This window comes from Stenotrophomonas sp. STEN022, assembly GCF_056760155.1.
Map to the genome: position 1 here is coordinate 1 of NZ_JBRREG010000051.1, position 26,334 is coordinate 26,334.

21 protein-coding genes are annotated in these 26,334 nt (G+C 64.9%); 8 read left to right on the forward strand and 13 right to left on the reverse strand.

Annotated features, from left to right (window positions below; all coding sequences use genetic code 11):
• Window positions 1-291 precede the first annotated feature (291 nt).
• A complete protein-coding gene (locus tag ACVOMF_RS11960) occupies window positions 292-3,066 on the forward strand; it encodes a TonB-dependent receptor (RefSeq protein ID WP_481509483.1) in 2,775 nt (924 codons plus the stop codon).
• A 48-nt stretch (window positions 3,067-3,114) separates the two neighbouring features.
• Here ACVOMF_RS11960 and ACVOMF_RS11965 read toward each other — a convergent pair whose 3' ends face one another.
• Genes ACVOMF_RS11965 through glyQ form a run of 4 tightly spaced genes read right to left on the reverse strand, consistent with a single transcriptional unit; the run spans window position 3,115 to window position 7,915 of the window.
• Window positions 3,115-4,677 (reverse strand): sulfotransferase family protein, encoded by a 1,563-nt coding sequence (locus ACVOMF_RS11965; protein WP_481509484.1) that lies wholly within the window; start codon window positions 4,675-4,677, stop codon window positions 3,115-3,117.
• A 3-nt stretch (window positions 4,678-4,680) separates the two neighbouring features.
• Complete coding sequence (glyS, locus tag ACVOMF_RS11970; RefSeq protein WP_481509485.1) at window positions 4,681-6,756, reverse strand: glycine--tRNA ligase subunit beta; 2,076 nt, start codon at window positions 6,754-6,756, stop codon at window positions 4,681-4,683.
• Complete coding sequence (locus tag ACVOMF_RS11975; protein ID WP_481509486.1) at window positions 6,753-7,007, reverse strand: hypothetical protein; 255 nt, start codon at window positions 7,005-7,007, stop codon at window positions 6,753-6,755. The genes glyS and ACVOMF_RS11975 overlap by 4 nt, the downstream gene beginning before the upstream one ends.
• Window positions 7,004-7,915 (reverse strand): glycine--tRNA ligase subunit alpha, encoded by a 912-nt coding sequence (gene glyQ, locus ACVOMF_RS11980; protein ID WP_481509487.1) that lies wholly within the window; start codon window positions 7,913-7,915, stop codon window positions 7,004-7,006. The genes ACVOMF_RS11975 and glyQ overlap by 4 nt, the downstream gene beginning before the upstream one ends.
• A gap of 92 nt (window positions 7,916-8,007) precedes the next feature.
• Between glyQ and ACVOMF_RS11985 the strand changes: the two genes are divergently transcribed.
• The 3 genes from ACVOMF_RS11985 to ACVOMF_RS11995 all read left to right on the forward strand — a co-directional run bounded on the left by ACVOMF_RS11985 (window position 8,008) and on the right by ACVOMF_RS11995 (window position 11,841).
• Entirely contained in the window at window positions 8,008-9,810 is a 1,803-nt protein-coding gene (locus ACVOMF_RS11985) for a GspE/PulE family protein (RefSeq protein ID WP_481509488.1), read from the forward strand.
• On the forward strand, window positions 9,807-10,532 hold the full coding sequence (locus ACVOMF_RS11990) for a glutamine amidotransferase (protein WP_481509489.1): 726 nt from the start codon (window positions 9,807-9,809) through the stop codon (window positions 10,530-10,532). Before ACVOMF_RS11985 ends, ACVOMF_RS11990 begins: the two co-directional genes overlap by 4 nt.
• Before the next feature lie 406 nt (window positions 10,533-10,938).
• On the forward strand, window positions 10,939-11,841 hold the full coding sequence (locus ACVOMF_RS11995; protein WP_481509490.1) for a BPSS1780 family membrane protein: 903 nt from the start codon (window positions 10,939-10,941) through the stop codon (window positions 11,839-11,841).
• A gap of 57 nt (window positions 11,842-11,898) precedes the next feature.
• Here the strand turns inward: ACVOMF_RS11995 and ACVOMF_RS12000 are convergent, their stop codons facing one another.
• From ACVOMF_RS12000 to ACVOMF_RS12035, 8 genes are all read right to left on the reverse strand, one after another.
• Window positions 11,899-12,897 (reverse strand): diguanylate cyclase domain-containing protein, encoded by a 999-nt coding sequence (locus ACVOMF_RS12000; protein WP_481509491.1) that lies wholly within the window; start codon window positions 12,895-12,897, stop codon window positions 11,899-11,901.
• Window positions 12,888-13,469 (reverse strand): chemotaxis protein CheB, encoded by a 582-nt coding sequence (locus tag ACVOMF_RS12005; protein ID WP_481509492.1) that lies wholly within the window; start codon window positions 13,467-13,469, stop codon window positions 12,888-12,890. The genes ACVOMF_RS12000 and ACVOMF_RS12005 overlap by 10 nt, the downstream gene beginning before the upstream one ends.
• The gene (locus ACVOMF_RS12010; RefSeq protein WP_481509493.1) at window positions 13,466-14,332 is read right to left on the reverse strand and encodes a CheR family methyltransferase; all 867 of its coding nucleotides are present in this window, start codon (window positions 14,330-14,332) and stop codon (window positions 13,466-13,468) included. Before ACVOMF_RS12010 ends, ACVOMF_RS12005 begins: the two co-directional genes overlap by 4 nt.
• Entirely contained in the window at window positions 14,317-17,919 is a 3,603-nt protein-coding gene (locus ACVOMF_RS12015) for a response regulator (protein WP_481509494.1), read from the reverse strand. The genes ACVOMF_RS12010 and ACVOMF_RS12015 overlap by 16 nt, the downstream gene beginning before the upstream one ends.
• Before the next feature lie 99 nt (window positions 17,920-18,018).
• Entirely contained in the window at window positions 18,019-18,768 is a 750-nt protein-coding gene (gene tatC / locus ACVOMF_RS12020) for a twin-arginine translocase subunit TatC (protein WP_481509495.1), read from the reverse strand.
• Window positions 18,765-19,283 carry a Sec-independent protein translocase protein TatB gene (gene tatB / locus ACVOMF_RS12025; protein ID WP_481509496.1) on the reverse strand — a complete coding sequence of 173 codons (519 nt, stop codon included), beginning with the start codon at window positions 19,281-19,283 and terminating at the stop codon, window positions 18,765-18,767. Before tatB ends, tatC begins: the two co-directional genes overlap by 4 nt.
• Before the next feature lie 15 nt (window positions 19,284-19,298).
• Entirely contained in the window at window positions 19,299-19,526 is a 228-nt protein-coding gene (gene tatA / locus ACVOMF_RS12030; protein WP_282269413.1) for a Sec-independent protein translocase subunit TatA, read from the reverse strand.
• A 74-nt stretch (window positions 19,527-19,600) separates the two neighbouring features.
• Window positions 19,601-20,506, reverse strand: a complete 906-nt coding sequence (locus tag ACVOMF_RS12035; RefSeq protein ID WP_481509497.1) for a lipid-binding SYLF domain-containing protein — start codon at window positions 20,504-20,506, stop codon at window positions 19,601-19,603.
• Between the two features lie 206 nt (window positions 20,507-20,712).
• Between ACVOMF_RS12035 and hemH the strand changes: the two genes are divergently transcribed.
• The 4 genes from hemH to ACVOMF_RS12055 all read left to right on the forward strand — a co-directional run bounded on the left by hemH (window position 20,713) and on the right by ACVOMF_RS12055 (window position 25,304).
• Entirely contained in the window at window positions 20,713-21,675 is a 963-nt protein-coding gene (gene hemH / locus ACVOMF_RS12040; protein WP_481509498.1) for a ferrochelatase, read from the forward strand.
• Window positions 21,672-22,535, forward strand: a complete 864-nt coding sequence (locus tag ACVOMF_RS12045; protein ID WP_481509499.1) for an alpha/beta fold hydrolase — start codon at window positions 21,672-21,674, stop codon at window positions 22,533-22,535. The genes hemH and ACVOMF_RS12045 overlap by 4 nt, the downstream gene beginning before the upstream one ends.
• Before the next feature lie 125 nt (window positions 22,536-22,660).
• On the forward strand, window positions 22,661-23,137 hold the full coding sequence (locus ACVOMF_RS12050) for a hypothetical protein (RefSeq protein ID WP_481509500.1): 477 nt from the start codon (window positions 22,661-22,663) through the stop codon (window positions 23,135-23,137).
• 13 nt (window positions 23,138-23,150) lie between these two features.
• Window positions 23,151-25,304, forward strand: a complete 2,154-nt coding sequence (locus tag ACVOMF_RS12055; RefSeq protein WP_481509501.1) for a methyl-accepting chemotaxis protein — start codon at window positions 23,151-23,153, stop codon at window positions 25,302-25,304.
• Window positions 25,305-25,523: 219 nt separating this feature from the next.
• Here ACVOMF_RS12055 and ACVOMF_RS12060 read toward each other — a convergent pair whose 3' ends face one another.
• Complete coding sequence (locus tag ACVOMF_RS12060) at window positions 25,524-26,315, reverse strand: M48 family metallopeptidase (protein WP_481509502.1); 792 nt, start codon at window positions 26,313-26,315, stop codon at window positions 25,524-25,526.
• Window positions 26,316-26,334: the final 19 nt, after the last annotated feature.

The following is a 26,334-nucleotide window of genomic DNA, read 5'->3' on the forward strand; positions in this document are numbered from 1 at the left end:
CCCCCGCCCCCCGGGGGGGGGGGGGCGTGTTTGGGCCCGAGCCTTGCGGGGCCGCGCCCGCCCCGGCACCCCCCCCCCCGCGCCGGGCCGGCCACTACATTCGATTCCCTCGCCTCCACCGCGCTGTACGGATCATCACGCCATCTTGACGGGTGCAGTTAAATTATCGTGAAACACCCAGCCGCTCCGGTTCCTAGAACACGTGGTGATGCTGTCCCGGGTTAGTGCGCTGCCAGTAGGGAGCGGCCGGTTGACTGGGTCCAGGCACTTCCACAAGTCCAGGTACCCATGATGAAACGACAACTCCTCAGCGCAGCCGTATGCACCGCCATTGCCGCGTATTCGTCCCTTTCCTTCGCCCAAACCCAGAGCGAGGCAGACAAGCGAAACGTTGAGACCCTCGACAAGATCACCGTCACCGGCTCGTTGATCCCACAGGTGCAGGTCGAGACAGCCACCCCCATCACCTCGATCACCGCCCAGGACATCCAGAAGCAGGGCTTCAAGGATGTCTACGAGGTCTTGCGCTCGCAGCCATTGGCGACCGGCGCGGTACAGGACAGCCAGTTCTCCGGCGGCTTCACCTCGGCGGCCAAACCCATCAGCTTGCTCGGCCTGGACCCGGGCTTCACCCTGGTGCTGATCGACGGCAGGCCGATGGCCGATTACCCGCTGCTCTATAACGGCCAGAGCAATTTCGTCGACCTCGCCAGTATTCCAACGTCGATGGTCGAGCGCATCGACATCGCCCCCGGCAACCAGTCCTCGATCTACGGCTCCAGCGCAATCGCCGGTGTTGTCAACATCATCCTGAAAAAGCAGCTTGACGGTACCGAGATGAGTTTCCGAATGGGCAGCTACGACGGTGGCGGCGGCGCAAACCAGCGCTTCCAGCTGACCAGCGGCCACAGCTGGGGCAAGCTCGACCTGACCGCAGGCCTGCAGCTGAGCAATCAGGACCCGATCTACGGCTTCAACCGCAAGGACTTCGACTCAACCAACGACAGCCCGAACGCCGCTGCACACTATGGCAGCCGCACCTTCGTGCACAACCGCAGCAACGGCGCCTATGTCGATCCGGGCGCGGCGGCGTGTGCACCGCTGGCGGGCCTGTTCGGGGGCACCACGATCTATGACACCCGCCCGGGCCGCGGCAACTATTGCGGCAGCCGTTATGAGCCCGGCTATTCGACCATCCTCAACAAGGAACGCAGCGCCTCGGGTTATGCCAACCTCAATTTCGCGCTCAATGACAGCACCGACCTTTACGCCACATTGCTGATGAACCGCACCAAGAACGAGAGCAACTCCGGCTCCCGTTTCTGGCAGCCGTCCCTGGATACCAGCGGCTACATCTTCAACAATCTCACCGGCGACCTGGAAAGCTACCAGCGCATCTTCTCACCGGAGGAAACCGGTGACCTCAACTTCAACAACGAGCGCCAGACCGCCGACTCCTACAACGTCGCGCTTGGCATCAAGGGCGCGGTGGGACAGTCGAACTGGGACTACAACGCCTACTACGCCCGCTCCGAATACCACATCGACAGCCGCCAATGGTGGCCGCTGAAGGACAAGATGGAAGACTTCTTCCGCGAGCACTTCCTCGGCCCGCAGTTGGGTGACTACTACGGCTATCCGATCTACGAGCCGAACGATGCCGGCTTCTACCAGGCGCTGACCCCGGAGCAGTACCGCAGCTTCCAGGGCGAGATCCGCACCAAGTCCAAGACCTGGACACAGAACGTCAACCTGCAGTTCACCAATACTTCGCTGTTTACCCTGCCCGCTGGCGACGTTGGCTTTGCCGGCGTGCTGCAGGCCGGCCAGCAATCGTGGAGCAACCCCACCGATACGCGCGTGGTTACCGACCAGTTCTGGGGCCTGAGCGGCACCCAGGGTAAGGGTAAGCGCGACAACTGGGCAGCGGCGGTGGAACTGCGCGTGCCGATCTTCAGCAAGCTCACCGCCAGCCTGTCCGGGCGCTACGACGACTACAAGAACGATGGCGGCGGCAGTGATTCGCGCGCCACCTGGAAAGCCGCATTGGAGTTCCGGCCGATCGACTCGCTGTTGTTCCGCGCCAACTACGCCACTGCATTCAAGTCGCCGGACATGGCCTATGTGTTTGCCGGCGACAGCGGCTTCTATACCTTCGTCCCTGACTACTACCGCTGTGCCACTGAACAACCTGGCGTTCCGATCAGCCAGTGCACACTCAACGACGAACAGGTACGTGGCTCCCGCTCCGGCAATGGTGAGTTGAAGTCGATCACAGCCAAGTCCTGGGGCGGTGGCGTGGTCTGGTCACCCAACAGCAGTTTCACCGTCAGCGCCGACTACTACCGGATCAAGATCGACAACAAGGTCGCCGATCTCGATCTGGACCTGCTGTTGCGCAACGAATCGGCGTGCCGCCAGGGCCAGCTGGATGCCAACTCCCCGACCTGCATCGATGCCCTGCAACGCATTGGCCGCGCCGGTGCAAATGCACCACAGCCCAACCAGATCAATACGGTGGCGGTAAATCCGATCAATGTCGCCAAGGAGGATGTCAGCGGCATCACCGCCAACCTGGACTATCGCTGGGCCACCGACAGCTGGGGCAGTTTCATGGCCGGTGCTCGCTACAACGTCACCCTCAAGCACGAGAGCCAGCAGTATCCGGAAGACCCGGTGATCGATCTGCTGCGCAATCCCTACTACTCGTCCGAGTTCAAGAACATCTTCAGCGGCACCCTGGGTTGGCAGATGGGCGACTGGACCACGACGTTGTATGGCATCCGCTACGGGCGTACGCCCAACTTCGCCGCCCAGGACACCACCCAAGGCTATGCAGCCAACAATGCCGGCCGGGTCAAGGCCTGGACTACCTTCAACCTGACTGTGGACTACGCGGTAACCGATGATGTCTCACTGAGCGTCACTGCCAACAACCTCACCGGCGAGCGGCCACCGCGTGACCGGACCTACACCACGTATCCGTACTACAACGTCTTCAACTACAACGGCTATGGCCGGTCGTACATGCTGGAGATGAACTGGCGCTTTGGTCGCAGCCAGTAAACGCAACCGTCAGGCAGTTAGACAGGAGCGGCCATGGCCGCTCCTGTTCTATCCGCGGTCCTGCAGGCGCTCGCGCAGTGGTGCGAGCGCGTTGGCATAGCGCTGCCATTCGTCGATGTTGCGTGCGTGTACCGGCTCGCGCACCTGCACGCTGCTCAGGGTGGCCGTCGCGGCCGCATTGCGGGTCAGGTCACTGCCGCCGCTTTCCGCTGCCAAGCCGCAGCGCTGCAGCACCTGCGCCAAGGCCGCATCGGGGTCGTGCACCATCGCTTCGTAGTCGATCTCCAGCACGCGCCCTGGCAGATGCTGCTGCCAGGCCTGCATCAGCTGGGTATGTGCCGCATGGTGCGTGGCCAAGGCATCCAGATCGTAGCTATAGCCATAGGAGTCGCCGAACATGGCGCGGTAGTTGGAGAAGCACACTGCCATGGGATCGCGCCTGACGTAGACGATCACGGCCTTGGGGAGTGCACGGGCGATGGGACCTGCCAACAGGTAATTCGGTGGCAGCTTGTCGATGAAGCGGCGCTGCCCGTCCAGACGCCAACGGGTCTGCTGCAGATAGCCGGTGCCGACGGCAGCGTAATCCAGTGTTGGCAGTGCCTGCAGCAATGCAGCATCCAGCAGCGCGCGGCCGGCCTGGTCGGCAGCCCAGCGCAATTGCTGGGCGAAGTCGCCGAGTTCGCCAGCAGAGGCGATCTGCGAATGATTGCCGAGCATGCGCTCAAGCACCGTGGTGCCTGAGCGCGGCATGCCGATGATGAAGATGGGCTGCGCGCCATCCTCTTCATCCGCCGTTTCGATTGCCGCGAACGTTCCAGCCGCCGCCAGCCGCGCGATCGCCTCGTGCTGCGCATGATCGGCCAGGCGATCGTGGCGCAGGCGTCGCCACATCGCGGCATTGCCTTGCCGCAGTGCATCCCACGCTCCGGGGAAATCGCCCAGGTCCTCCAGTTCCTTGTACAGCGCGAACCACAGTGCTGCGAGGTCTTCGCTGTCCGTTGCCGTTGCCTGCAGCTGCCTGCGCAGGCCGTCGACATGGTTGTCGTCCGCACGCCAGCGGCGCAGGCGTGCACGCGTCAGCGCAGCTCGTCCGTGGCCGGGATTCAGCTGCAGGCAATGCGTCAGCGCCTGCTCGGCCGCTTCCAGCTCACCATTGAACTGCAGCTGCACGCCAAGAAAATAATAGAAATCTGGGCTATCGAATCCCACTGCCGCCGCACGCCGCATCAATTGCAGGGCGTCGGCATGCAATCCAAGTGATTGCAGCACGTGGGCCAGGGCCGCCAACGTCGGGCTGTCATTGCATCGGGCCACGCAGGCATTGCGCATCAACCGCGCCACGCCTTCGCTGTCGCCGACGCGCAACAAGGCCTGGGCGACACGCAGTAGCAGCGCCGGGTCGCGGTAGTCCAGGCCGGCAGCCTGTTGCAGTTGCTGCACGGCCTCGCGCAACCGCCCTTGCGCCAATACGGTGCCGGCCAACATCACCCGCGCATAAGCATGCGCGGGCTGCTGATCCACCACGGCACGCAGCTGCCGTTGCGCCTCCGGAATGTCACGCCGGGCCAGAGCGGCCTGTGCGGACTGCCAGGAGGCGCCGGTGTCCATGCCTCAGCTGGACAGGTGTTCGATCGCAGCGACGCTGCCGAGGCGGCCACCCAGCGTGCGCAGCAGCGCCAACCGGTTGCCGCGCAGGGCCAGGTCATCGGCGTTGACCATCACCGCGTCGAAGAACGCATCGACCTGCGGACGCAGGCGGGCCAGGCGGCCGAGCACGGCCACATAGTCCTTGTGCGCCAGCGCGGTGCCGGTGTCGTCGATGGCAGCGGTGACGGCTTCGGCCAGTTCGCTCTCGGCCGGCTCGCGCAGCAGCGCCGGGTCGATCATGGCCGGGATGGCACCGTCGGCCTTGCGCAGGATGTTGCGGATGCGCTTGTTGGCCGCGGCCAGTGCCTCGGCTTCCGGCAGCTGGGCAAAGGTGCCGATGGCATCGATGCGGCGGTCGAAGTCGTACAGCGAGGCCACGCGCAGTTCGGCCACCGCGTTGAAGTGGGTGGCCGGTACGCCCTTGTCGGCGTAATAGCCCTTCAGACGGTCGATGATGAAGTCGTAGATTTCGCCCGCATCGGCCTGCACCTTGCGCTCGGCAAGGCCCGCATTGGCCGAAGCCAGCAACGCCGGCAGATCCAGATCAAACCCCGACTCGATGATGCTGCGTGCCAGACCCAGCGCATTACGACGCAGCGCGAACGGGTCCTTGTTGCCGGTCGGCTTCAGGCCAGCAGCAAAGCCGCCGGCCAGCGTGTCCAGACGCTCGGCGATCGCCAGCACCTTGCCCAGCGGCGACAGTGCGATGTCATCGGCAGCAAAGCGCGGCTGGTAGCTCTCGTCGATGGCCAGTGCCACCGACGGCGATTCGCCACCGGCAACCGCGTAGTGGCGACCGGCAATGCCCTGCAGTTCCGGGAACTCATTGACCATGCGCGACTGCAGGTCGTTCTTGGCCAGCTCGGCAGCACGCTTGGCCTGCACCGGGTCGGCACCCACCTGCGGCGCGATGATCTGCGCCAGCGCGCTGACCCGCTGTACCTTGTCGGCCACGCTGCCCAGCTTGGCCTGGTAGGTGACGGTCTTCAGGCCATCGCCCATGCCGGCCAGACCCTGCTTGAGGTCTTCGTCGAAGAAGAACTTGGCATCGGAGAAGCGCGGGCGGATGACGCGCTCATAGCCCTTGGAAACCTCGGCCACGTCCCTGGATTCGATGTTGGCAATACCGATGAACTTCTCGGTCAGCTTGCCGCCGGCATCGAGCACCGGGAAGAACTTCTGGTTGATCTCCATGGTCTCGATCAGCGCTTCCTGCGGCACGGCCAGGAATTCGCGCTCGAAGCTGCACAGCACCGCCGCCGGCCATTCGACCAGGTTGACCACCTGCTCCAGGTTGTCGTCGGTGATGCGGGCCACGCCGCCAGCCTGGGTGGCAGCCGCATTGACCTCGGCGACGATGCGCTCGCGGCGCGCGTCGGCATCGACCAGCACGTTGGCGGCCTTCAGCGATTCAACATAGTCGGCCGGGTTGCTCAGCCACACCTGCTTGTCGGCCATGAAACGGTGGCCACGGCTGAAGCGGTCGGACGTCAAGCCGAGCAGCTCGGCCGGCACGATGTCATTGCCGTGCAGCAGCACCAGCCAATGCACTGCGCGGGCGAAGGCGTATTCGTGGTTGCCCCAGCGCATCGGCTTGGGGATCGGCATCGCGGCGATGGCTTCGCGCAGGATCTCCGGCAACAGGCTGGCGGTCTGCGCGCCCGGGGTCACCGAACGCAGCACGAAACGCTCGCCCTTGGCGTCGGTGGTGCGCTCCAGCGCGGTCCAGTCGATGCCGGCCTTGGCGGCGAAACCCTGCAGCGCCTTGGTCGGCTCGCCGTTGGCATCCAGTGCGATGTTCAGGTACGGGCCGAATACTTCCGAGTGCTGCTCGGGCTGCTCGGTTTCCACGCCCGGCAACAGCACGGCCAGGCGACGCGGGGTCGACAGCGGCTTGGCATCGCCACGCTCGAAAGCCACGCCACGCTTGGCCAGGCCATCGATCACACCATCAAAGAAAGCCTGCGCCAGGCCCGGCAGCGCCTTGACCGGCAGCTCTTCCACGCCCAGTTCGATCAGCAGCGGTTTCATCTCACTCATATGACGTCCTTGCGCACCGACAGCAGGTCGCTGCGCCCAGTTTGGGGGAATACGGAAACTTCAGATGCCGGCGCGGGGCGGCGTTGCAGGAACACCATCACCAGTCCGGCGACCGGGGCGAGCAGCCAGCCAAAGATCAGCCACAGAACCGCACTGCGACCGGTTGCGCGCGCCCATGCAGCGAGCCCGATACCGGCCAGGAAGTTCACATAGCCAACACTGGCAAGGCCCTCGATCCCGGCGAGGCTCATGCCACGGCGTCCTTCGCTGCGACTGCATCCAGACGCTTGGCCTCGTACAACTTGGCCACTGCCTGGGCCAGCGCGCGCACGCGCAGGATGTAACGCTGGCGCTCGGTCACCGAGATGGCGCGGCGTGCGTCGAGCAGGTTGAACGAATGCGAGGCCTTGCAGACCTGTTCATAGGCCGGGAGCGGCAGGCCGGCTTCCACCAGCTTCTGCGCTTCCTTCTCGCAGGCGTCGAAGCGATGGAACATTTCTTCCACGTCGGCGTACTCGAAGTTGTAGGTGCTCTGCTCCACCTCGTTCTGGTGGTAGACATCGCCGTAGGTGACTGGGGTGCCGTCCGGGCCGTAGGTCCAGATCAGGTCGTAGACGTTGTCGCAGTTCTGCAGGTACATGCAGAGCCGCTCCAGGCCATAGGTGATTTCGCCCAGCACCGGCTTGCACTCCAGGCCGCCGGCCTGCTGGAAGTAGGTGAACTGGGTGACTTCCATGCCGTTGAGCCAGATTTCCCAGCCCAGGCCCCAGGCGCCCAGGGTCGGCGATTCCCAGTTGTCCTCGACGAAGCGCAGGTCGTGCACCAGCGGGTCGATGCCCAGCGCCTTGAGCGAATCCAGGTACAGCTGCTGGATGTTGTCCGGGCTCGGCTTCATCGCCACCTGGTACTGGTAGTAGCGCTGCAGGCGGTTGGGGTTCTCGCCGTAGCGGCCATCGGTGGGACGGCGCGAGGGCTGTACGTAGGCGGCATTCCAGCTTTCCGGGCCGATCGAGCGCAGGAAGGTGGCCGGGTGGAAGGTGCCGGCACCGACCTCCAGGTCCAGCGGCTGGATCAAGACACAGCCCTGTTTCGCCCAGAAATCATTGAGGGTCTGGATCAGTCCCTGGAAGGTAATCGAAACGGGGGGAGTCGCGGACATGCTGCCTGAGCCGTACGTAAGGGGTGCGTTAGTATAGCGACCGACCGCGCGATGGCCGCGCCAGCAAGGGGTTTGGGGTGGAAAACGCGGCTATGGAAGGGACTCAGGCACCGCCACCGCAGGTGGCTATCGCCCCGGGAAGGCTGCAGTTTTCCAATATCGCCAGCGCCCTGCTGGCCGACGGGCTGGTGGCCGCGCACGACCAGGAGCGGATTCGTTTTTCCGCCCAGGGCGCGCGCAACGCCAGTGAAGTGCATCCGCTGGTGTTGCTGGCCAACCTGAAGCTGGCTGCCACAAGCGGGACTGGCGAACTGGGGCTGGAGCGCCTGACCGAATGGTTGGCCGCACGCACCCAGACCCGCTACCTGCGCATCGATCCGACCCGTGTGGACGTGTCCGGCGCCACCGCCGTGGTCTCCCATGCCTATGCGCGCCGCCACCGCATCCTGCCGCTGGGTATGGACAGCGAGCGCGTGCTGGTGGCCACCAGCGAACCGATGGCACGCGACTGGATACCCGACCTGCAGCACCTGACCCGCCGCCGCATCGACATGGTGCTGGTCAACCCGCTGGACCTGCACCGTTATTCGATGGAGTTCTTCGGCGTCACCCGCTCGGTGCGCGGCGCGCGCAGCGACGCCCGTGACAGCAGCAACGGCATCACCCCGCCCAGCTTCGAACAGCTGGTGGAGCTGGGCAGCGCCGGTGACGTCAATGCCGACGACCACCATGTGGTCAGCATCGTCGACTGGTTGCTGCAGTACGCCTACGAGCAGCGCGCCAGCGACATCCACATGGAGCCGCGTCGCGACAAGGGCCGGGTGCGCTTCCGCATCGACGGCGTGCTGCACAAGGTGTTCGAACTGCCCCCCTCGGTGATGACCGCGGTGATCAGCCGGGTCAAGGTGCTGGGCCGCATGGACCTGGCCGAGCGCCGGCGCCCACAGGACGGCCGCATCAAGACCCGCTCGCCGGGCGGCCGCGAGGTGGAAATGCGCCTGTCGACCATGCCTACCGCGTTCGGCGAAAAGTGCGTGATGCGCATCTTCGACCCGGACTCGGCGTTCAAGAGCATCGAGCAACTGGGCTTCAGCCCGGAAGAAGCCGCCGGCTGGAACGAGCTGGTGGCGCGGCCGCACGGCATCGTGCTGGTCACCGGTCCCACCGGCTCCGGCAAGACCACCACCCTGTATTCCACACTCAAGCGCCTGGCCACGCCGGACGTGAACGTGTGCACGGTGGAGGACCCGATCGAAATGATCGCGCCCGAATTCAACCAGATGCAGGTGCAGGCCAATATCGACCTGGACTTCGCCTCCGGCGTGCGCACCCTGCTGCGCCAGGACCCGGACATCATCATGATCGGCGAAATCCGCGACCTGGAAACCGCGCAGATGGCGGTACAGGCTTCGCTGACCGGCCACCTGGTGCTGTCCACCCTGCACACCAACGACGCGCCCTCGGCGATCACCCGCCTGCTCGATCTGGGCGTGCCGCACTATCTGATCGCCTCCACCGTCAACGGCGTGCTGGCGCAGCGACTGGTGCGTACCCTGTGCCCGCACTGCAAGACGCCGGACAGCTTGAGCGACAGTGATTGGGCACCACTACGTCATGCCCATGAAGCATTACCAGATGTGGTCACGGCATATGCGCCGGTCGGTTGCCTGGAGTGCCGGCGCACCGGTTACATGGGCCGGATCGGCCTGTATGAGCTGCTACCACTGGGTTCACGGCTGCGCGCCCTGATCACCCGCGACATGGATCTGGCCGGATTCAGCAAGGCCGCAGCGGCCGACGGATTGCGCACCCTGCGCCGCACCGGGCTTGAAAAGGTGGCCGCAGGGCTGACTACAATCGAGGAAGTCCTGTCAGTACTGCCGCCGCCGGAATGAAGTCCCAGCCGTTCTTGATCGTTGAAACCGGGCAACCGTTCCCGACCCTGCGCCGTTACGGCCGCTTCCCGCACTGGATCCGCGTGGCCGCCGGCTTGGAAGAGGCCGACACCGTGGTGGTCAACGTCGAGCACGGCGAGCAGTTGCCGGCGCGTGGCGATTTTGCCGCCACCATCGTCACCGGCTCGGCCGCCTTCGTCACCGACCGCGCCGACTGGAGCGAGCGCAGCGCCGACTGGCTGCGCGACGCCGCCCATGCCGGCATGCCGCTGTTGGGCATCTGCTACGGCCACCAGCTGCTTGCGCATGCGCTGGGCGGCGAAGTGGCGTACAACCCGGCCGGGCGCGAATCCGGCACCATCCAGCTGGAGCTGGAAGCCCCTGCCTCGGCCGACCCCCTGTTCGCCGGCCTGCCGGCCAGTTTCCCGGCCCACGCCACCCACCTGCAGACCGTACTGCGCGCGCCCGAAGGCGCCACCGTGCTGGCCCGCTCGGTGCAGGACAACTGCCACGCCTTCCGCTGGGGCGAGCAGGCCTGGGGCCTGCAGTTCCATCCCGAGTTCGCCACCCATCACATGCGTGGCTACGTCCGCGCCCGCGCCGACTGCATCGCCCGTCATGGCGGCTGTGCCCGCAGCGTCGCCCGCGAGGTCAGCGCCGCGCCGCTGGCCCGCCAGCTGCTGCGGCGCTTCGTGCGGCATGTGCGCCGCGAGACGCATTGAACCTGCTGTTGTTTTGTGGGAACGGCTTCAGCCGCGAAGCCGGCAATGGTGCAATGACGGGCAGGCCCGCAATCTGCCGTTTCATGGCCTTCGCGGCTGACGCCGCTCCCACAAGGGCCGACGGGCCAGCCACATGTAGTGCCGAGCCATGCTCGGCAGAGGCTTTCCCGGCAATCCAACCTGTAGTGCCGAGCCATGCTCGGCAGAGGCTTTTCCGGTAACGCCCCTTGCCGAGCACGGCTCGGCCCTACCGACAACAGCAGAGCCAACTCCTCCCCTTCGCTGCGCGAAAGGGAGGGAGCAAACCCCACCGTTACTTTGTCCTCATAAACCCGACCCGGGTTTCAGGCGATAATCCGCCCAGCGTCGGCCTGTTGCCCACGCACTCCCCCGTTTCGGAATTGCAATGAGCGAGATTCGCAAGGTACCGGCCTCTGCCGGTGCGGAATGGCTGCTGACCGGTTTTGGCCTGCTCAAGCGCGCGCCGCTTGCACTGGGTTCGCTGGGCATCCTGTGGGGCGTCGGCACTTCGCTGGTGCTGTCGCTGTCGATGCTGGTGCCGGCATTGGGCACCGTGGTGCAGCTGCTGCTGTTGTTGGCCGGCCCCTTGTTCATGGGCGGCATGTTGTGGGCGATCCGCGAGGTCGACCAGGGCCGGACCGCCAAACCTGCGCACCTGCTGCAGGGCGTACAGGAAGGCCGCGCGCCACATCTGCTGGTCGCCCTGCTGCCGCAGCTGTTTGCCGCGCTGCTGCTGGGCACGCTGCTGCTGGTGCTGGTCGGCACCGATGGCCTGCAGCAACTGTCGGTGGTGATGGTCAAGCTCAATGAGCTCAGCCAATCCGGTGCACAGCCGGACCCGGCGCAGATCGAGGCCTTGGTGGCGACGCTGCCGGCCGGGCGCATCCTGCTGTGGCTGCTGTTGCTGATCGCCAGCTTCGTCGCCGTGACGCTTGCGCTGTTCGTGATGCCACCGCAGGTGATGTTCGAGCGCTCCGGTGGCATGCACGCGCTGCGCGAAAGCCTGCGCGCCAGCATCCACAACCTGCCGGCGATGCTGGTGTTCTTCGTGCTGGCGTTCATTGCCATTTTCGCGATCTATTTCGCGGTGATCATCGTAGCGCTGTTCATCGGCCTGATCGCCGGCCAGGTCGCCGCCATGGCGATCGCGCAGTTGTTGCTTATGGCAATACTGATGCCGGTCTTCGCCGGCGCCGTATACGCAGCGTGGAAGCAGATTCTGGCGCCAACCGATGCCGCCGGCCCGACCCCGCCGCCGGTAAACAACGGTCACGTGTTCGAAGCCTGATCCAGACGGTCATATCGCTTGCAGCAAGGCCGCGCAGAGATGCGCGGCCTTTTTGTTTCACACCGTGTCGCGGCTGCGCTTGATCAGGTACATGGCCTGGTCGGCAGCATGCAGCAAGGCATCCACCTCGGCACCGTCCGCTGGGTAGGCGGCCACGCCAATGCTGGCGGCGATAGCCAGGGTGAGTGCTTCGCCATCGCGCAGGTAGTGCATCGGTGCCTGCAACGACTGCGTCACCCGCTCCATCAGACGATGGGCATCGCTGATGTCGTCGAGCTCTTCCAGCACCAGCGCGAACTCGTCGCCACCCAACCGCGCCACCGTGTCGTTCTCACGCAGCGCACCGCGCAGCCGTGCGGCCAGCTCGATCAGCACCGCATCGCCGGCACCGTGGCCCCAGGTGTCGTTGACCTCCTTGAACCGGTCCACGTCCACATAGACCAGCGCGAACATGCCGCCATGGCGTTGCGCGCGGTGGTGGGCGCTCTCCAGCCGGTCCATGAACAAGGCCCGGTTGGGCAGCCCGGTCAGCATGTCGTGCATGGCCAGATGGCGCATTTCCTGCTCCATCTGTTTGCGCTGCTCGACTTCGATTTCCAGCTGGCGGTTGCGCTCGGACAGCTCGCTCAATGCATCGCGCAGTGCCACCCGGTGCCGGTACAGCTCCAGGAACACCTGCACCTTGGACAGCAGGATGGTGGCTTCCAGCGGCTTGGCCATGTAGTCCACCGCACCGAAGCCATAGCCCTTGAGCCGATGCACGTCGTCGGCATACGTCGCCGTGACGAAGATGATCGGGGTCTGCCGGGTGGTTTCTTCCTGCGACAGGATCTCGGCCACTTCGAAGCCGTTGATGTCCGGCATGTAGACATCCAGCAGCACCAGCGCGAACTCGTCGTCCAGCGTCGCCTTCAGTGCATCGTTGCCGCAGGCCGCCTCGACCACGTCCACGTCGAGCTTGGCCAGCACCCGGCGGATCACCAACAGGTTGGCGGGGTTGTCATCTACGGCCAGGATCTTGGGGCGCTGCACTGCCACCGGCTTGGTCACGAACATAATGCTTCCAGCAAAAAGGGAATTTCGGGGAGCGGCAGGCAATGATCGGCGCCAGCCAGCTCCAGTGCGGCGGCAGGCATCATAGCCACTTGCGCCGTTTCCGGGTCCTGAACGATCAGTGTGCCACCAGAGCGTCGTATCCGCGCGCACCCTTCGGCACCGTCGGAATTTGCTCCAGTCATCAACACCGCCAGCAGCTGCTCGCGCCAGACCTCGGCCGCAGATTCAAACAGAACATCGATCGAAGGGCGTGAAAATGCCACCCGGGGGTCAACGCTCAGGGCAAAACGGCCGTTGCGCTCGATCAGCAGGTGGTAGCCGGACGGGGCTACATAGACCCGCCCCGGCTCGGGCAGCTGGCGTTCTTCGGCCTCCTCCACCGGCAGCCCACTGCGGCTGGCCAGCAGCTCGCAGAACACCCGCATATCCTCCGAACCGCTGTGGCAGACCACCACCATCGGCACCGGCAGCGGCCCTGACAGCCCGCCCAGCAATTGATGCAGGGCAGCAAGCCCGCCCGCCGAGCACCCCACCACAACGGCTTGTGGAGGCCGCCCGGACGCGGTTTTCACAGTAGGCCACCAGCGTTGCGGTACAGCCGCAGTTCGGCATCCAGCGGCACGAAATCGCGCGCACTGGGGGCGAAGCGGATCGACTCGCGGTTGCCCAGGCACAGGAAACCGCCACGGCTGAGGCTGCTGCGGAACAGGCCCAGCACCCTGTCCTGCAGCGTGTCGGAGAAATAAATCAGCACATTGCGGCACAGGATCAGCTGCGCCTCGGTGAACACGCCGTCGCAGACCAGGTTGTGGTTGGCGAAGGTGACCCGCTCCTTGAGCCGCTCGTCCAGCTTCATGAAGTCGTAGCGGGCGTGGTAGTAATCGGACAGCGTGTGGCGGCCACCGGCCGCCAGATAGTTCTCCGAATACAAGCGCGCATCACGGATCGGGAAGATGCCTTCCTGCGCCTTGGCCAGCGCTTCATCGCTGAAGTCGGTGGCGTAGATCTGGCAGCGGTCGTACAGCCCGGCTTCCTTCAGCAGGATGGCCAGCGAATACACTTCCTGCCCATGCGCGCAACCGGCCTGCCAGATATTGATCTGCGGGTACGAGGCCAGCACCGGGAATACTTCGTCGCGCAACTTGCGGAACACCGCCGGGTTGCGAAACATCTCCGACACCGGCACCGACAGTTTGGCGATCACCTGCGGCACCATCTCGTCTTCACGCAGTACGCGTGCGGTCAGCTCGCTGACACTGGGCAGGCTCAACCCATGCGCCAACGCCAGCACCCGCCGCTTCAGCGAGGACGGCGCGTAACCGGTGAAGTCATAGCCATGCCGCCGCGACATCGCGGTGATGAAGGCATCGACTTCGATGTCGTCGATGTCATCGCGCAAGGGTTGCGGTGCGATGGGACCTACTTTTGCAGCCATACGCGCATCATCGACAACAGCTTGTCCAGGTCAACCGGCTTGGTGAGGTAGTCATTGGCACCGGCATCCAGGCACTTGTCGCGGTCGCCATGCATCGCCTTGGCGGTGACGGCGATGATCGGCAGGTTGCTCCATTGCGGCAGCTTGCGGATTTCGCGGGTGGTTTCGTAGCCGTCCATGCCCGGCATCATGATGTCCATCAGCACCAGCTCGATGGACGGATTTTCCTCCAACTGCTGAAGCGCCTTGTAGCCATCCTGCGCCATCGACACATTCACCCCGCGCGAGCGCAGCGACTTGGACAGAGCAAACAGGTTGCGCATGTCGTCATCGACCAGCAGCACCTGGCGGCCGCCCAGATTATTGTCGTCGGACGGCGTGGCGTTGGCTCCGCGCGAGCCGATGCTGTGCAGGAACAGGCTCACTTCATCGAGCAGGCGCTCGGGCGAACGCTGGCCCTTGATCACGATGCTGTCGGTGTACTGGCGCAGTTTGAGGCTGTCTTCGCGGCTCAGGTCCTGCCCGGAGTAGATCACCACCGGCGGCACTGCCACCAGGGTGGCGGCCTTCTCCAGGAACTCGATGCCGGAGATACCGCCCAGGTTGAGATCCAGCACGATGCAGTCGTAGCTGTGGGTGGCGATGCGCTCCAGTGCTTCTTCGCCCGAGGCGACCTGGTCGATCTCGACATTGTCCGCCTGCAGCAGGCGGGTCAGTGCCAGCCGTGAATCCGGATCGTCGTCGACCAGCAACAGCTTGCGCACGATCTTGCCGGCCACATCCAGCAGATGGTCGAAGGCGGCAACCAGCGCCTTGCGATCCACCGGCTTGGTCAGGTAACCGACTGCGCCCAGGGCAACACCGCGAGCGGCTTCATCGACGGCGGAAATGAAATGCACCGGGATGGCGGCGGTGACCGGGTCATGCTTGAGATGCTGCAGCACCGACCAACCGTCCATGCCCGGCAACATCACGTCCAGCAGGATGCCGGTGGGACGATAGCGGCGCGCCAGCTCCAGGCCACTCTCGCCATCGGCAGCGGCAAGCGCGCGGTGGCCCTTGCGGCGGATCAGGTCGACCAGGATGCGGGCGAAGGCCGGATCATCTTCCACCGTCAGGATCACCGTCTCGCCGGCTGCGATGGCGTGGCGGTCATCGGGAATCCAGTCAATCAGCTGCGCGGTAGCTGCGCGCGCCGGGCCCGGCGTGGGTGCTGGCCGCTGCTCGATGGTCGCCTGGCTGGCGGCCACGGCGCTGTTGATGCCGGCCGACAACAGCGGCAGCACCAGGCTGAAGCTGCTGCCCTTGCCTTGTTCGCTATCGACGACCAGCTGCCCGCCCAGCAACTGCGCCAGGCGCCGCGCGATCGCCAGCCCCAAACCGCTGCCACCGTAGTGACGGCTGGTGCTGGAATCGACCTGTTCGAAGGCCTCGAAGATCGAGTCCAGACGCTCTTCGGGAATGCCAATACCCGTATCACGCACGCTCAGCGCTACATGCTGGTCCTCGGCTGCCGCGCCGATGCGGGTCAGCATGGCGCTGTTGGCCATCGCCATCTGCAGGGTCACCGAACCTTCGCGGGTGAACTTGAAGGCGTTGCCGAGCAGGTTGTTGAGCACCTGCTGCAGCTTGGAACGATCGGTGACCAGTGCGTCGGGCATCGACGGGTCCACGTCGATGGCGAACTCCAGGCGGTTCTCCATCGCCATGTGGCGGAAGTGGCGCGTCACCTCGCGGGTGATCGCATCGATCTTCACTTCCTCGCGGTGCACGTCCATCTTGCCGGCCTCGATCTTGGACAGATCGAGGATGTCGTTGATCAAGCGCAGCAGGTTGGAGCCGGAGTCGTGGATGACCGCCGCGGCTTCAACTTCCTCCACGTCCAGATGCCCGCTTTCGTTCTCGGCCAGCTCCTTCGACAGGATCAGCAGGCTGTTGAGCGGCGTGCGCAGCTCGTGCGACATATTGGCCAGGAAGTCGGTCTTGTACTGGCTGGCGCGCGCCAGCTCCTGCGCCTTGAACTCGGTCTCGCGCTGCAATACCTGCAGCACGTCCTTCTGTTCATTGAGCACTTCGGTCTTCTGCCGCAGTTCTTCGTTGGAGGCCTGCAGTTCCTCGGCCTGCACGCGCAGCTCTTCTTCGGAAGCGGACAGCCGCTGGGCCTGCTCTTCCAGCTCGACGGTCTTGCCCTGCAACTCTTCGTTGGTGGCGCGCAGCTCTTCTTCCTGTGCCTGCAAGGCCAGCTGCGACACCTGCAGTTCTTCGGCCTGGGCACGGGTGTGGTCCAGCAACAGCTGGGTCTCGTCGGCGCGACAGATATTGTCCAGGCCCAGCGCCACGGTCGGCAGCACTGCGTCGATGAAGGCTTCCTGGGTGGCGTTGAAATGACCGAAGGTGCCGAACTCGAACACGCCCAGCAGGCGATCCTTCAACAGCAGCGGCACTGCCACCAGATGACGTGGCTGCGCTTCGCCCAGCGCCGAGTGCACGCCGAAGAAGTCATCCGGTACCTGCTGCACGCTGATACGCTTGCGCTCCAATGCCGCCTGCCCGATCAGGCCATCGCCAAGCCCATAGTGCAGGCCGAGATGCTTGCGCCGCTGGAAGCCGTAGCTGCCCTGCAGGCGCAGCTGATTTTCGGTTTCGCTCCAGGCAAAGAACACGCCGATCGGCGCATCGATGCGCGGCGCGATCTGTGACACCAGCGCCTGCGCGTACTCATCCGGGGTCTGCGCAGTCTGCAACTGGGCACCGACTTCGCCGACGCTGAGCTTGACCCAGTTGGCATCACGTGAGGCCACCGAGTTGCGCCGGAACACCTCCATCGCGCGGGCCATCTCGCCGATTTCATCCTTGCGGCCAAGGCCATCGATCTCTATTTCCAGATCGTCGCTGGCCAGCCGCGTCATCTCTTCGGTGAGGCGATTGATCGGGGTGACAATCACCCGCGAAATCAACCACAAAACAACGATGACGATCATCAGCCCGACTACCAGCAGGATCAGCGACAGGTCGTGCGCCTGACCGATCCAGCGACTCATCTGCGCCCGATCATTCAACATCAGGCTGACTTCGGAGTTGTAGATGCCGTCCAGTGTTTCGGCCAAGGCATTGCCCTGGCCGCCATTGCTGACCGCGTGCAGCAACTCAAGCTGACTTCTTGGCGCCGCGTCACCAGCCGGGCGCAGCACCGCCATGACCTCGCTGTCCCAGGTCCGGGCCTGCTGTTGGGTACGCCGCAGACGCTCGGCCACGTCACCGCTACCGGCAGCAACGACAGCCGCCTCAATGGCCGCATCACGACGCTCGCGCAGTTGGCTGAGCGCCTCGATCTGCCGCTCACCATCGCCCAGCAGATAATTGCGGATGGCTATCTGCTGCAGCCGCACCGCCTGGATGGCGTCTTCGATCTGGTTGGTGACCTCAAGCTGCACCGCCTCGCGCTTGCGCGCGGCATCATCCTGCCCCGAAGTCCTATAGCTGACCACGCTGGTGGCCAGGAAGCACAGGAAGAACAAACCAAATGCCGCCAGCATCTTGTTCAACAGCGACACGTTGTTGATCCAGCTCTCTTTCTTTTGCGTCATGCAGGTGTCCCCCGGGGTGCCACCACGCCTGCCAGTCCGCGCGGCAACTTTTCAGTGAAAAATAGCGCAGATTGCTGACGACCGCCTGCCACGGTTGAATCAGGGTGCCGCGGTCTTGCCCTGGTCGCGCGGCTGCAGCCAACGGGCCGCATGTATGCCCAGTTCATAAAGGAAACACATGGGTATCGCCAGCATCAGCTGCGACACCACATCCGGCGGGGTCAGCACCGCCGCCAGCACAAAGATACCGACGATCGCGTAACCGCGTCCTTCACGCAGCTGCTGCGGGGTCACCCAGCCCAGCAGGACCAGGATCACCATCGCCACCGGCAGCTCGAAGCTGGCACCGAAGGCAAAGAAGATGGCCAACACGAAATCCAGGTAGGCGTTGGCATCAGGCGTGATGGCGATCACCTCCGGACGGAAGGTGGTCAGGAAGTGGAACACCGCCGGCAGCACCAGGAAGTAGGCGAAGGCACAGCCGATATAGAACAGCGCAACCGCTGAGCCCAGCAGCGGCAGCGCCAGGCGCTTTTCGCGGGCATACAGGGCCGGTGCCACAAAGGCCCAGGCCTGGTACAGCAGCCACGGCACCGCCACGAACAGCGCGGCAAAAAAGGTCAGCTTCAGCGGCGCGAAGAAGGCACCGGCCGGATTGGTGGCAATCATCGATTGCCCAGCCGGCAGCTGCGAGATCAGCGGCGTGGCCAGATGGGTGTACAGGGTGCGCGAGAACGGCATCAACGCCAGCAGCACCACACCCAGGCCCAGCAGCGCGCGCACCACCCGTGAGCGCAACTCGATCAGGTGTTCGATCAGGCTGCTTTCGTTCAGATCCGCCGCACTCATGGCGTCCGCTCCTGACTTGCCGAAGCCGGCTCGGCGCTTACCGGCACATCATCCAGGGGGATGCTGCGGCTGAATTCGGGATCGGTGACAGCGTGGCTGCCCGGCGCGGCGTCCGCTTCCGGCGGGGCCGGCTCCGCAGCGGCGGTTGCCTGCCCATCGGCCGTGGCGATCGGCCGCGGCTCGATGGTGCGCGGCTCAATCACCCGTTCGGCCGCCGATTCCGGCAGCTCAACTTCGCGCTTGAAGGCATCGGCCTCGGCGCGCACCTGCCCGGCCTGGTCGCGCAGCCCGGCCTCGGCCTGCTGCATCGACTGGCGCACATCCTGCAGATTGCGCTTGAGCTCCTCGGCATGCAGCTCGCGCTCCAGCTCCTGCTTGACCGAGTCCCACTGGTTGCGGGCACGGCGCACCCACAGCCCGGCAAAACGCGCTGCCTTGGGCAGACGTTCCGGGCCGAGAACCACCAAGGCCACCACTGCGATCAGCAGCAGTTCGCTGAAGCCGATATCAAACACGTCGCGCGCTCGGGATCAGCGCGCGTCGCGGTCGTGCTCGGCCTGCTTTTCGCCGCTCTTGTCGGCATCGCGCGATTCATCGCCCAGCTGTGCAGCCGGCTTGTCTTCGTCACGCATGCCCTTCTTGAACTCTTTGACCGCACTGCCCAGATCCTTGGCGCCGCTCGTCAACCGCTTGGTGCCAAACACCAGCAGCACGATGACCAGCACGACCAACCAGTGCCAGATGCTGAAACTGCCCATGATCTGCTCGCGTTATCTGTGTGGAGGTTGTCGAGCATAGCGCACAAGGTCTTAACTGATCGCTATGCCAAAGGTCAGTTGCCGCCGTCCAGGCTTTCGGTGCGGATCTCGCCTTCCGAGACCGGCTGGAAGCCCTGCTGCGGTGCCGGTTCAGCGCTGCTGTGCTGCAACGGCGCGGTGGTCGCGGTATCGGCACCAGCCGCATTGGCTGCCGGCGCCTGCACGCTGACCGCATTGCTGCGTGGTGCGCTTGCCGCCACCGGCGCGGCACTGCCCTGGGTGCCGCGCTTTTCACGCGCCGCATAGGTGGATTCTTCCAGACGGTCACGGAAGGACACGACATCGGAAGACGGCGCGGTATTCAGGCGGCCTTCCAGGATCATGCGCGGGGTGGTGTTCTGGCCGTAGGCATCGAGGTTGGCGGAATCGTCGATCTGCAGCACCGCACCATCCAGTGCGACACCTGCAAACAGGCCGCGCGCGCGCGACCACGACCAGATTTCAGCCTTGAGCTGGCCGTCGGTAGCCGCCGAGGCGTTGCGGCCAACCGGGCCGGCGGCGACACCGGCGTCGGCGCCGAGAGTGAACTTGCCGTTGACGATGTTGTCCAGACTGCGGTCGTTGCGGAACACCAGGATCACGTCCGACGACTGCACACCGGCCTGGAAGCCGATGCTGCCGCCAGTAAGCTTGATGAATACCGGATTGGACCAGCTGCCATCGGCCATTTTCACCGACATCAGGCCGTGGCCGCGGCGTCCACCCAGCACCAGACCGGCCTTGATGGTGTCCGGCAGGACGATGATGGCGCGGCCTTCATCCAGCAGCTTGTCGGGGATGGACTGCTCGGGGATGTTCTGGATTTCGCTGAGCACCCGCACCGCATTGCGGGCACGCTGATCTTCCTGCGGACCGGCGACAGCAGTGGCGGACAACAGGCTCGCGGACAACAGCAGCACAAGGCACGGCAGGCGGCGCATGGGTAACTCCGTAGGTCGATGCATAGAAAGATAGCGCAAGTGCCTGAAATTAGTAGCGTGGCTCTGAATAGCTGGTGAGCGGGCGTGAGGCATGAGCACCTGTACCCCCTCCCTTTCGCATCGCGAAGGGGAGGGTTGGGGAGGGGTGATATCCGCTGCAAACCCGTAGCCCTCCCTTCTCCGCCCATACCTGCGAAAATGCACGGATGTCCGACGCACCCACTACCGCGCTGCTCGCGGTCAATCTAGGCACGCCCGAGACACCGACCGCCCCTGCGGTGCGGCGCTATCTGGCCGAATTCCTCAGTGACCCCCGCGTGGTCTCGATCCCGGCTTTGCTGTGGAAACCCCTGCTGCATGGGCTGATCCTGCCGCTGCGCAGTGGCCGCTCGGCACAGAAATACGCCCAGGTCTGGTTACCTGAAGGCTCGCCGCTGGCGGTGTACACCCATCGCCTGGCCAAGGCCATGCAACAGCAGTTGCCACAGTGGCGGGTGCGCGAAGCCATGCGCTACGGCGAACCGGCCATGCTGTCGGCGCTGGATGCATTGGCTGCCGAGGGTATCCAGCGCATCGTGGTGCTGCCGCTGTACCCGCAGTACTCCACCACCACCACCGCCTCCATCGAGGACCGCGTGCAGCAGTGGCAGGCGCGCAACCCGAAGGTGACGGTGCAGACCATCCGCGACTACGCCGACGACCCGGCCTGGGTCGCCGCGGTCGCCGCCTCCATTGCCGACTACTGGGCCGAACATGGCCGTGGCGGCAAGCTGGTGTTCTCCTTCCACGGCATCCCGCAGCGCCTGGCCGATGCCGGCGACCCCTACCCGCAGCGCTGCGAGGCCAGTGCCAAGGCCATTGCCGCTGCGCTGGGCCTGACCAGCGATGCGTGGGAACTGGCCTACCAATCACGATTCGGCCGGGAGCGTTGGCTGCAGCCCTATGCCGAACCGCGGCTGTGGGAACTGGCCGAAAGCGGCATCAAGACCCTGGACGTGGTCTGCCCGGGCTTTGCCACCGATTGCCTGGAAACCCTGGAAGAAGTGCAGATGGGCTTCACCGAAACCCTGGCTGAGCGTGGCGCGCGCATGCGCTACATCCCCTGCCTCAACGACAGCAGCGCCCACGCCGCTGCGTTGGCCGCGCTGGCGGCGGCGCAACCGGCATGAACGCGACGCCGTTTGAACTGCAGCTCGACGGCATCCGCGTCGCCGGCCTGCGCGCCGGCAACCCGGATGGCCTGAAGGTCCTCGCCCTGCATGGCTGGCTCGACAACGCAGCCAGCTTCCTGCCGCTGGCCGCACAGCTGCCAACGCTGGACCTGGTGATGGTCGACCTGCCCGGCCATGGCTATAGCGACCACCTGCCGCTGACCACGCCGTACACCACGCCGCACGCCATCGTGCAGACCCTGGCCATTGCCGATGCGCTGGGCTGGGACCGCTTTGTACTGCTCGGCCACTCGATGGGTGCGGCAATTGCCAGTCTGGTCGCTGCGGTGGCCGGTGAGCGCGTGCAGGCACTGGTATCGATCGAAGCACTGGGCGGACTGACCGCACCGGCCGGCGAAACCGTGCAGCGCCTGCGTACCTATGTGGAGGCGATGCTGAAGCTGGACGCCAAGCAGTTGCGGGTATTCCCCGACCTGAGCGCGCCGGTACGCGCGCGGATGATGGTCAACCAGCTCAGCGAAGCCTCGGCACGGCTGCTGATCGAACGCGGGGTCAAACCGGTCGACGGTGGTTGGAGCTGGCGCAGCGACCCGCGGCTGATGCTGCCCACTGCGGTACGGATGACCGAAGAACAGGTCTGCGACGTGGTCAGCGCCATCCTCTGCCCGGTGCAGGTGATCTACGCCACCCCGGCCCAGCCCTACTTCCCGGAACCGGAACGCAGCCAGCGCGCGGCGCTGCTGCCGGATGGCCGCCTGCATACCCTGCCCGGCCATCACCATGTGCACATGGATGATCCCGAAGCAGTCGCGCTGATCATTCGCGACTTCATCGCGGCCTTGCCCGACGCCAGCTGAATATGGAAGCCGATGCCAACAGCATCGGCTTCAGTAGTAAGCGCGGCAGCCGATAACCCCGGCATTGCCGTAATCGAGAAAATGTCCCGCAGCCCCGCAACGGGTGCTGCGCGCCCCACCAGCGCATGCCCCCCCGCCCCGCCCTCCGGCCCGGTGTCATCACCGGCCTGATCCTGCTCGCCTGTTGGCTGGGCTGGACCACTGCCAGCGTTGCCGCGCTCGGCCACCGCCCCGCCGGTGACGAAGCTGCGCTGACTACGCTGGTGGATGGACTGCGCGCGCAGGGCCAACTGCCTGCCATTGGCGCGCCGCTGGCAATCCGACTGAACCCACCCGATTGCGCCTGCGAACAAAACGAGCAGGCATGGCAACAACTCAGCGCCGCACTGCAATCACAAGGCGCGCACGCTATCGCACTGAATACCAGCGCCGCCTACGAGCTACTGGTGCTGGCCGCCGATGGCCGCCCGCTCTATGCCGGCCCCTTGCAACCTTCCGCGCTGGCCTGTGGCCGCAGCGATGCAGCACTGACCCGCTGGCTGCCGGTAGTGCTGGCCGAACACGGCCCTCCCCTGATCCTTCCTCCCCGCTGTTCCTGTTGAACAGGAGTTCCCGATGTCCACTCGTCCCCACGCCACAACGCCACCTCCCGACGCCTACTACACGCAGCTGGCCTGCGCGGCGGACCGTTTATTCCTGTATTTCGGCCTGATCCTCGGGCTGGCGTCATTGGCGCTGGCGCTGTGGTCGGGGCAATGGCTACCGTTCTACGCCGTCAGCCTGCCCTCGTTGGCACTGATGGCGGTGCAGATAAAACTGGCGCCGGGCAGCCTGCTAAGTCGGGTGACCGTGGCATTGGTGCTGATGGCACTGGTCGCCGCCACCATCCAGCAGGCCAATGGCCTGGTGGAAATGCATTTCGGCGTCTTCGTGGTGATCGCGCTGCTGTTGTATTACCGCGACTGGATTCCGGTGGTGGTTGCTGCGGCGGCAATCAGCGTGCATCACCTGGCCTTCTACTGGCTGCAGTCCCGCGGCCTGCCGGTGCGCGCTTTCGCAGCAGGCAGTGGCTTCAACATCGTGCTGCTACATGCGCTGTCCGTGGTGGTTGAAACCGCCTTCATCAGCGCAATGGCAGTGCAGCTGCGGCGCCAGGTACTGACCTTGGGCGCAGCACCCACGCGTCTGCGGGCGATGGTGGATGCAATCGCCAGCGGTGAAAACAGCGACGCCATTGGTACTGATGGCAGCTTCGCAGCAGGCACCCTGGCCGATGGCGTGCTGCGGATGCGCACCCAGCTTGAGCAGAAGCAGCAGCAGGAAGCCGCGCTGCACCACGAAAACATCCAGATCCGCGCTTCGCTGGACGCCTCGCGCACCGGCATGATGATTGCCGACAACGAGCACATCATCCGCTACGTCAACCGCTCGGTGGTGGCCCTGCTGCGCAACCAGCAGGACACCCTGCGCAAGGCCTTCCCCGACTTCAACGTCGATACCCTGGTCGGCAGCAGCATCCACCGCTTCCATGCCAACCCGGCGCGTATCCGCGGCATGCTCGACCAGCTCAGGAAGGTGCACAACGGCCAGATCACCATTGGCCCGGTGCATTTCAGCCAGGTAGTGACGCCAGTGTTCAACGCCGACGGCAGCCGCAGCGGCTTCGCGGTGGAGTGGCACGACCGTACCCAGGAACTGGCGCTGGAAAACAGCGTGGCCGGCATCGTCGCCGCCGCCTCGGCCGGCGCTCTCGACCAGCGCCTGCAGGCGGTGAGCGAGGCCGGCTTCATCCAGACACTTACCACCGGCATCAACCAGCTGCTGGAGGTCGTTGCCACCACCACCGGCGAATTGCGCACGATGTTGTCGGCGCTGGCTGCTGGCGACCTGGATCATCGTGTGCAGGGTGACTATGCCGGCGACTTCGAAGCCATGAAGATCGACGCCAATCTCACCGCCGAACGCCTGACCGGCATCGTTGGCCAGATCAAGCAGTGCTCGCTGGCGATCAACACCGCCGCACACGAACTGGCGGCAGGCAATGACGATCTATCGCGCCGTACCGAGCAGCAGGCCGCCAACCTGGAGGAAACCGCAGCCTCGATGGAGGAGTTGACCGCCACCGTGCGCGAGAACGCTGCCTCGGCCCGGCAGGCCAACCAGCTGGCAATGGGAGCTGCCGATGTCGCTGCACGCGGTGGCGATGTGGTTGGGCAGGTGGTGTCGACGATGCATGCGATCGAGCTGTCGTCCAAGCGCATTGCCGAGATCATCGGGGTGATCGACGGCATCGCCTTCCAGACCAATATCCTGGCGTTGAACGCCGCGGTGGAGGCCGCGCGTGCCGGTGAGCAGGGCCGTGGCTTCGCGGTGGTGGCATCGGAAGTGCGCAGTCTGGCGCAGCGCTCGGCCACCGCCGCACGCGAGATCAAGGAACTGATCGGCGACTCGATGGGCAAGGTGGAAGATGGCGCCGCCTTGGTCGCACAGGCCGGCAGCACCATGAGTGAAATTGTCGGCTCGGTGCAGCAGGTCAGCGACATCGTCGCGCGGATTGCCGCGGCTTCGCAGGAACAATCGGCCGGCATCGAGCAGGTCAACCACACCGTCGTGCAGATGGATGAAACCACCCAGCAGAATGCAGCCTTGGTGGAAGAAGCCAGCGCGGCGGCGCGCTCGATGGAAGAGCAGGCCAGTGCCTTGGCGGAGGCGGTTTCGGTGTTCCGCTATTCGACCGGTGGGACTGAGGTGATGCGCAGGGCCGGGTGAGGTTGCTGTTGCTGTTGCTGTTGCTGTTGTTGTTGCTGTTGCTGTTGTTGCTGTTGCTACTGCTACTGCTACTGCTACTGCTTTGGCCCTTCTCCCGCTTGCGGGAGAAGGGTTGGGATGAGGGGACGCCTTTGATCTTGCCGGCAAGGCCCCTGCCGAGCATGGCTCGGCACTACAGTGGCCGGCCTTGGCTTTTGGCCTTGGCTTTTGGCCTCAGCCTCAGCCCTGCGCCCGCAGCAACTGATGCAAGGTGCTCTTCAACCTGCGGCCTTCCTCACGCAGGTAATCACGCTCATCGCGCCACTCAGGAAAACGCGCTTCCACTTCCGCCCAGAACGCCGGCGAGTGGTTGGCCTGCAGCAGATGACACAGCTCGTGCACCAGCACGTACTCAAAAGCCGACGGCCGCGCCAACACCAAGGCCAGGTCCAGGGCCATCGAACCATCCGGCGCCAACGATCCCCATTGCGAAGACATCACCTTCGGCCGCAACCGCGACGGCGCACGCGCCAACCCCGGCAGATAACGCGGCAACCATTGGCCGACATCAGCACGCACCTGCACTTCATAGAATTCACGCAGCGCGCGTCGCAACGCCGGTTCCCCGGCACGCGCCGGCAACTGGATCGTCACTACACCAGCATCAACCTCGATGCGGGTGAACCGTCCTTCCTGCCATTGCACCGGCAACAATTCGCCGCGCAAGGGCAGCACGCCGGGCTCGCGCAGACGCAGTGCTGGCGCGAGCAAGCCATCGCCACCCAGCCGCGCCAACTGTTGCTGCAACCACTGCCGGTTGGCTTGCAGGAAACGTTCGCCGGAGACCAGGCTTGCCCGCAGTGGCATGGTCAACCGCGCACCGCGTTCATCGACGCTGAGTTTGAGCCGGCGTGCACGCGGATCACGCACGCGCAGCACTTCAATCTCCGCATCGTCCAGACGCAGGCGCACCGTGTCGCGCTGGATCACCGGCGCGGCGGGGGTCATCAGACGGCGAAGCAGACTAACCATGGTCCCAGCATAGTCCCTA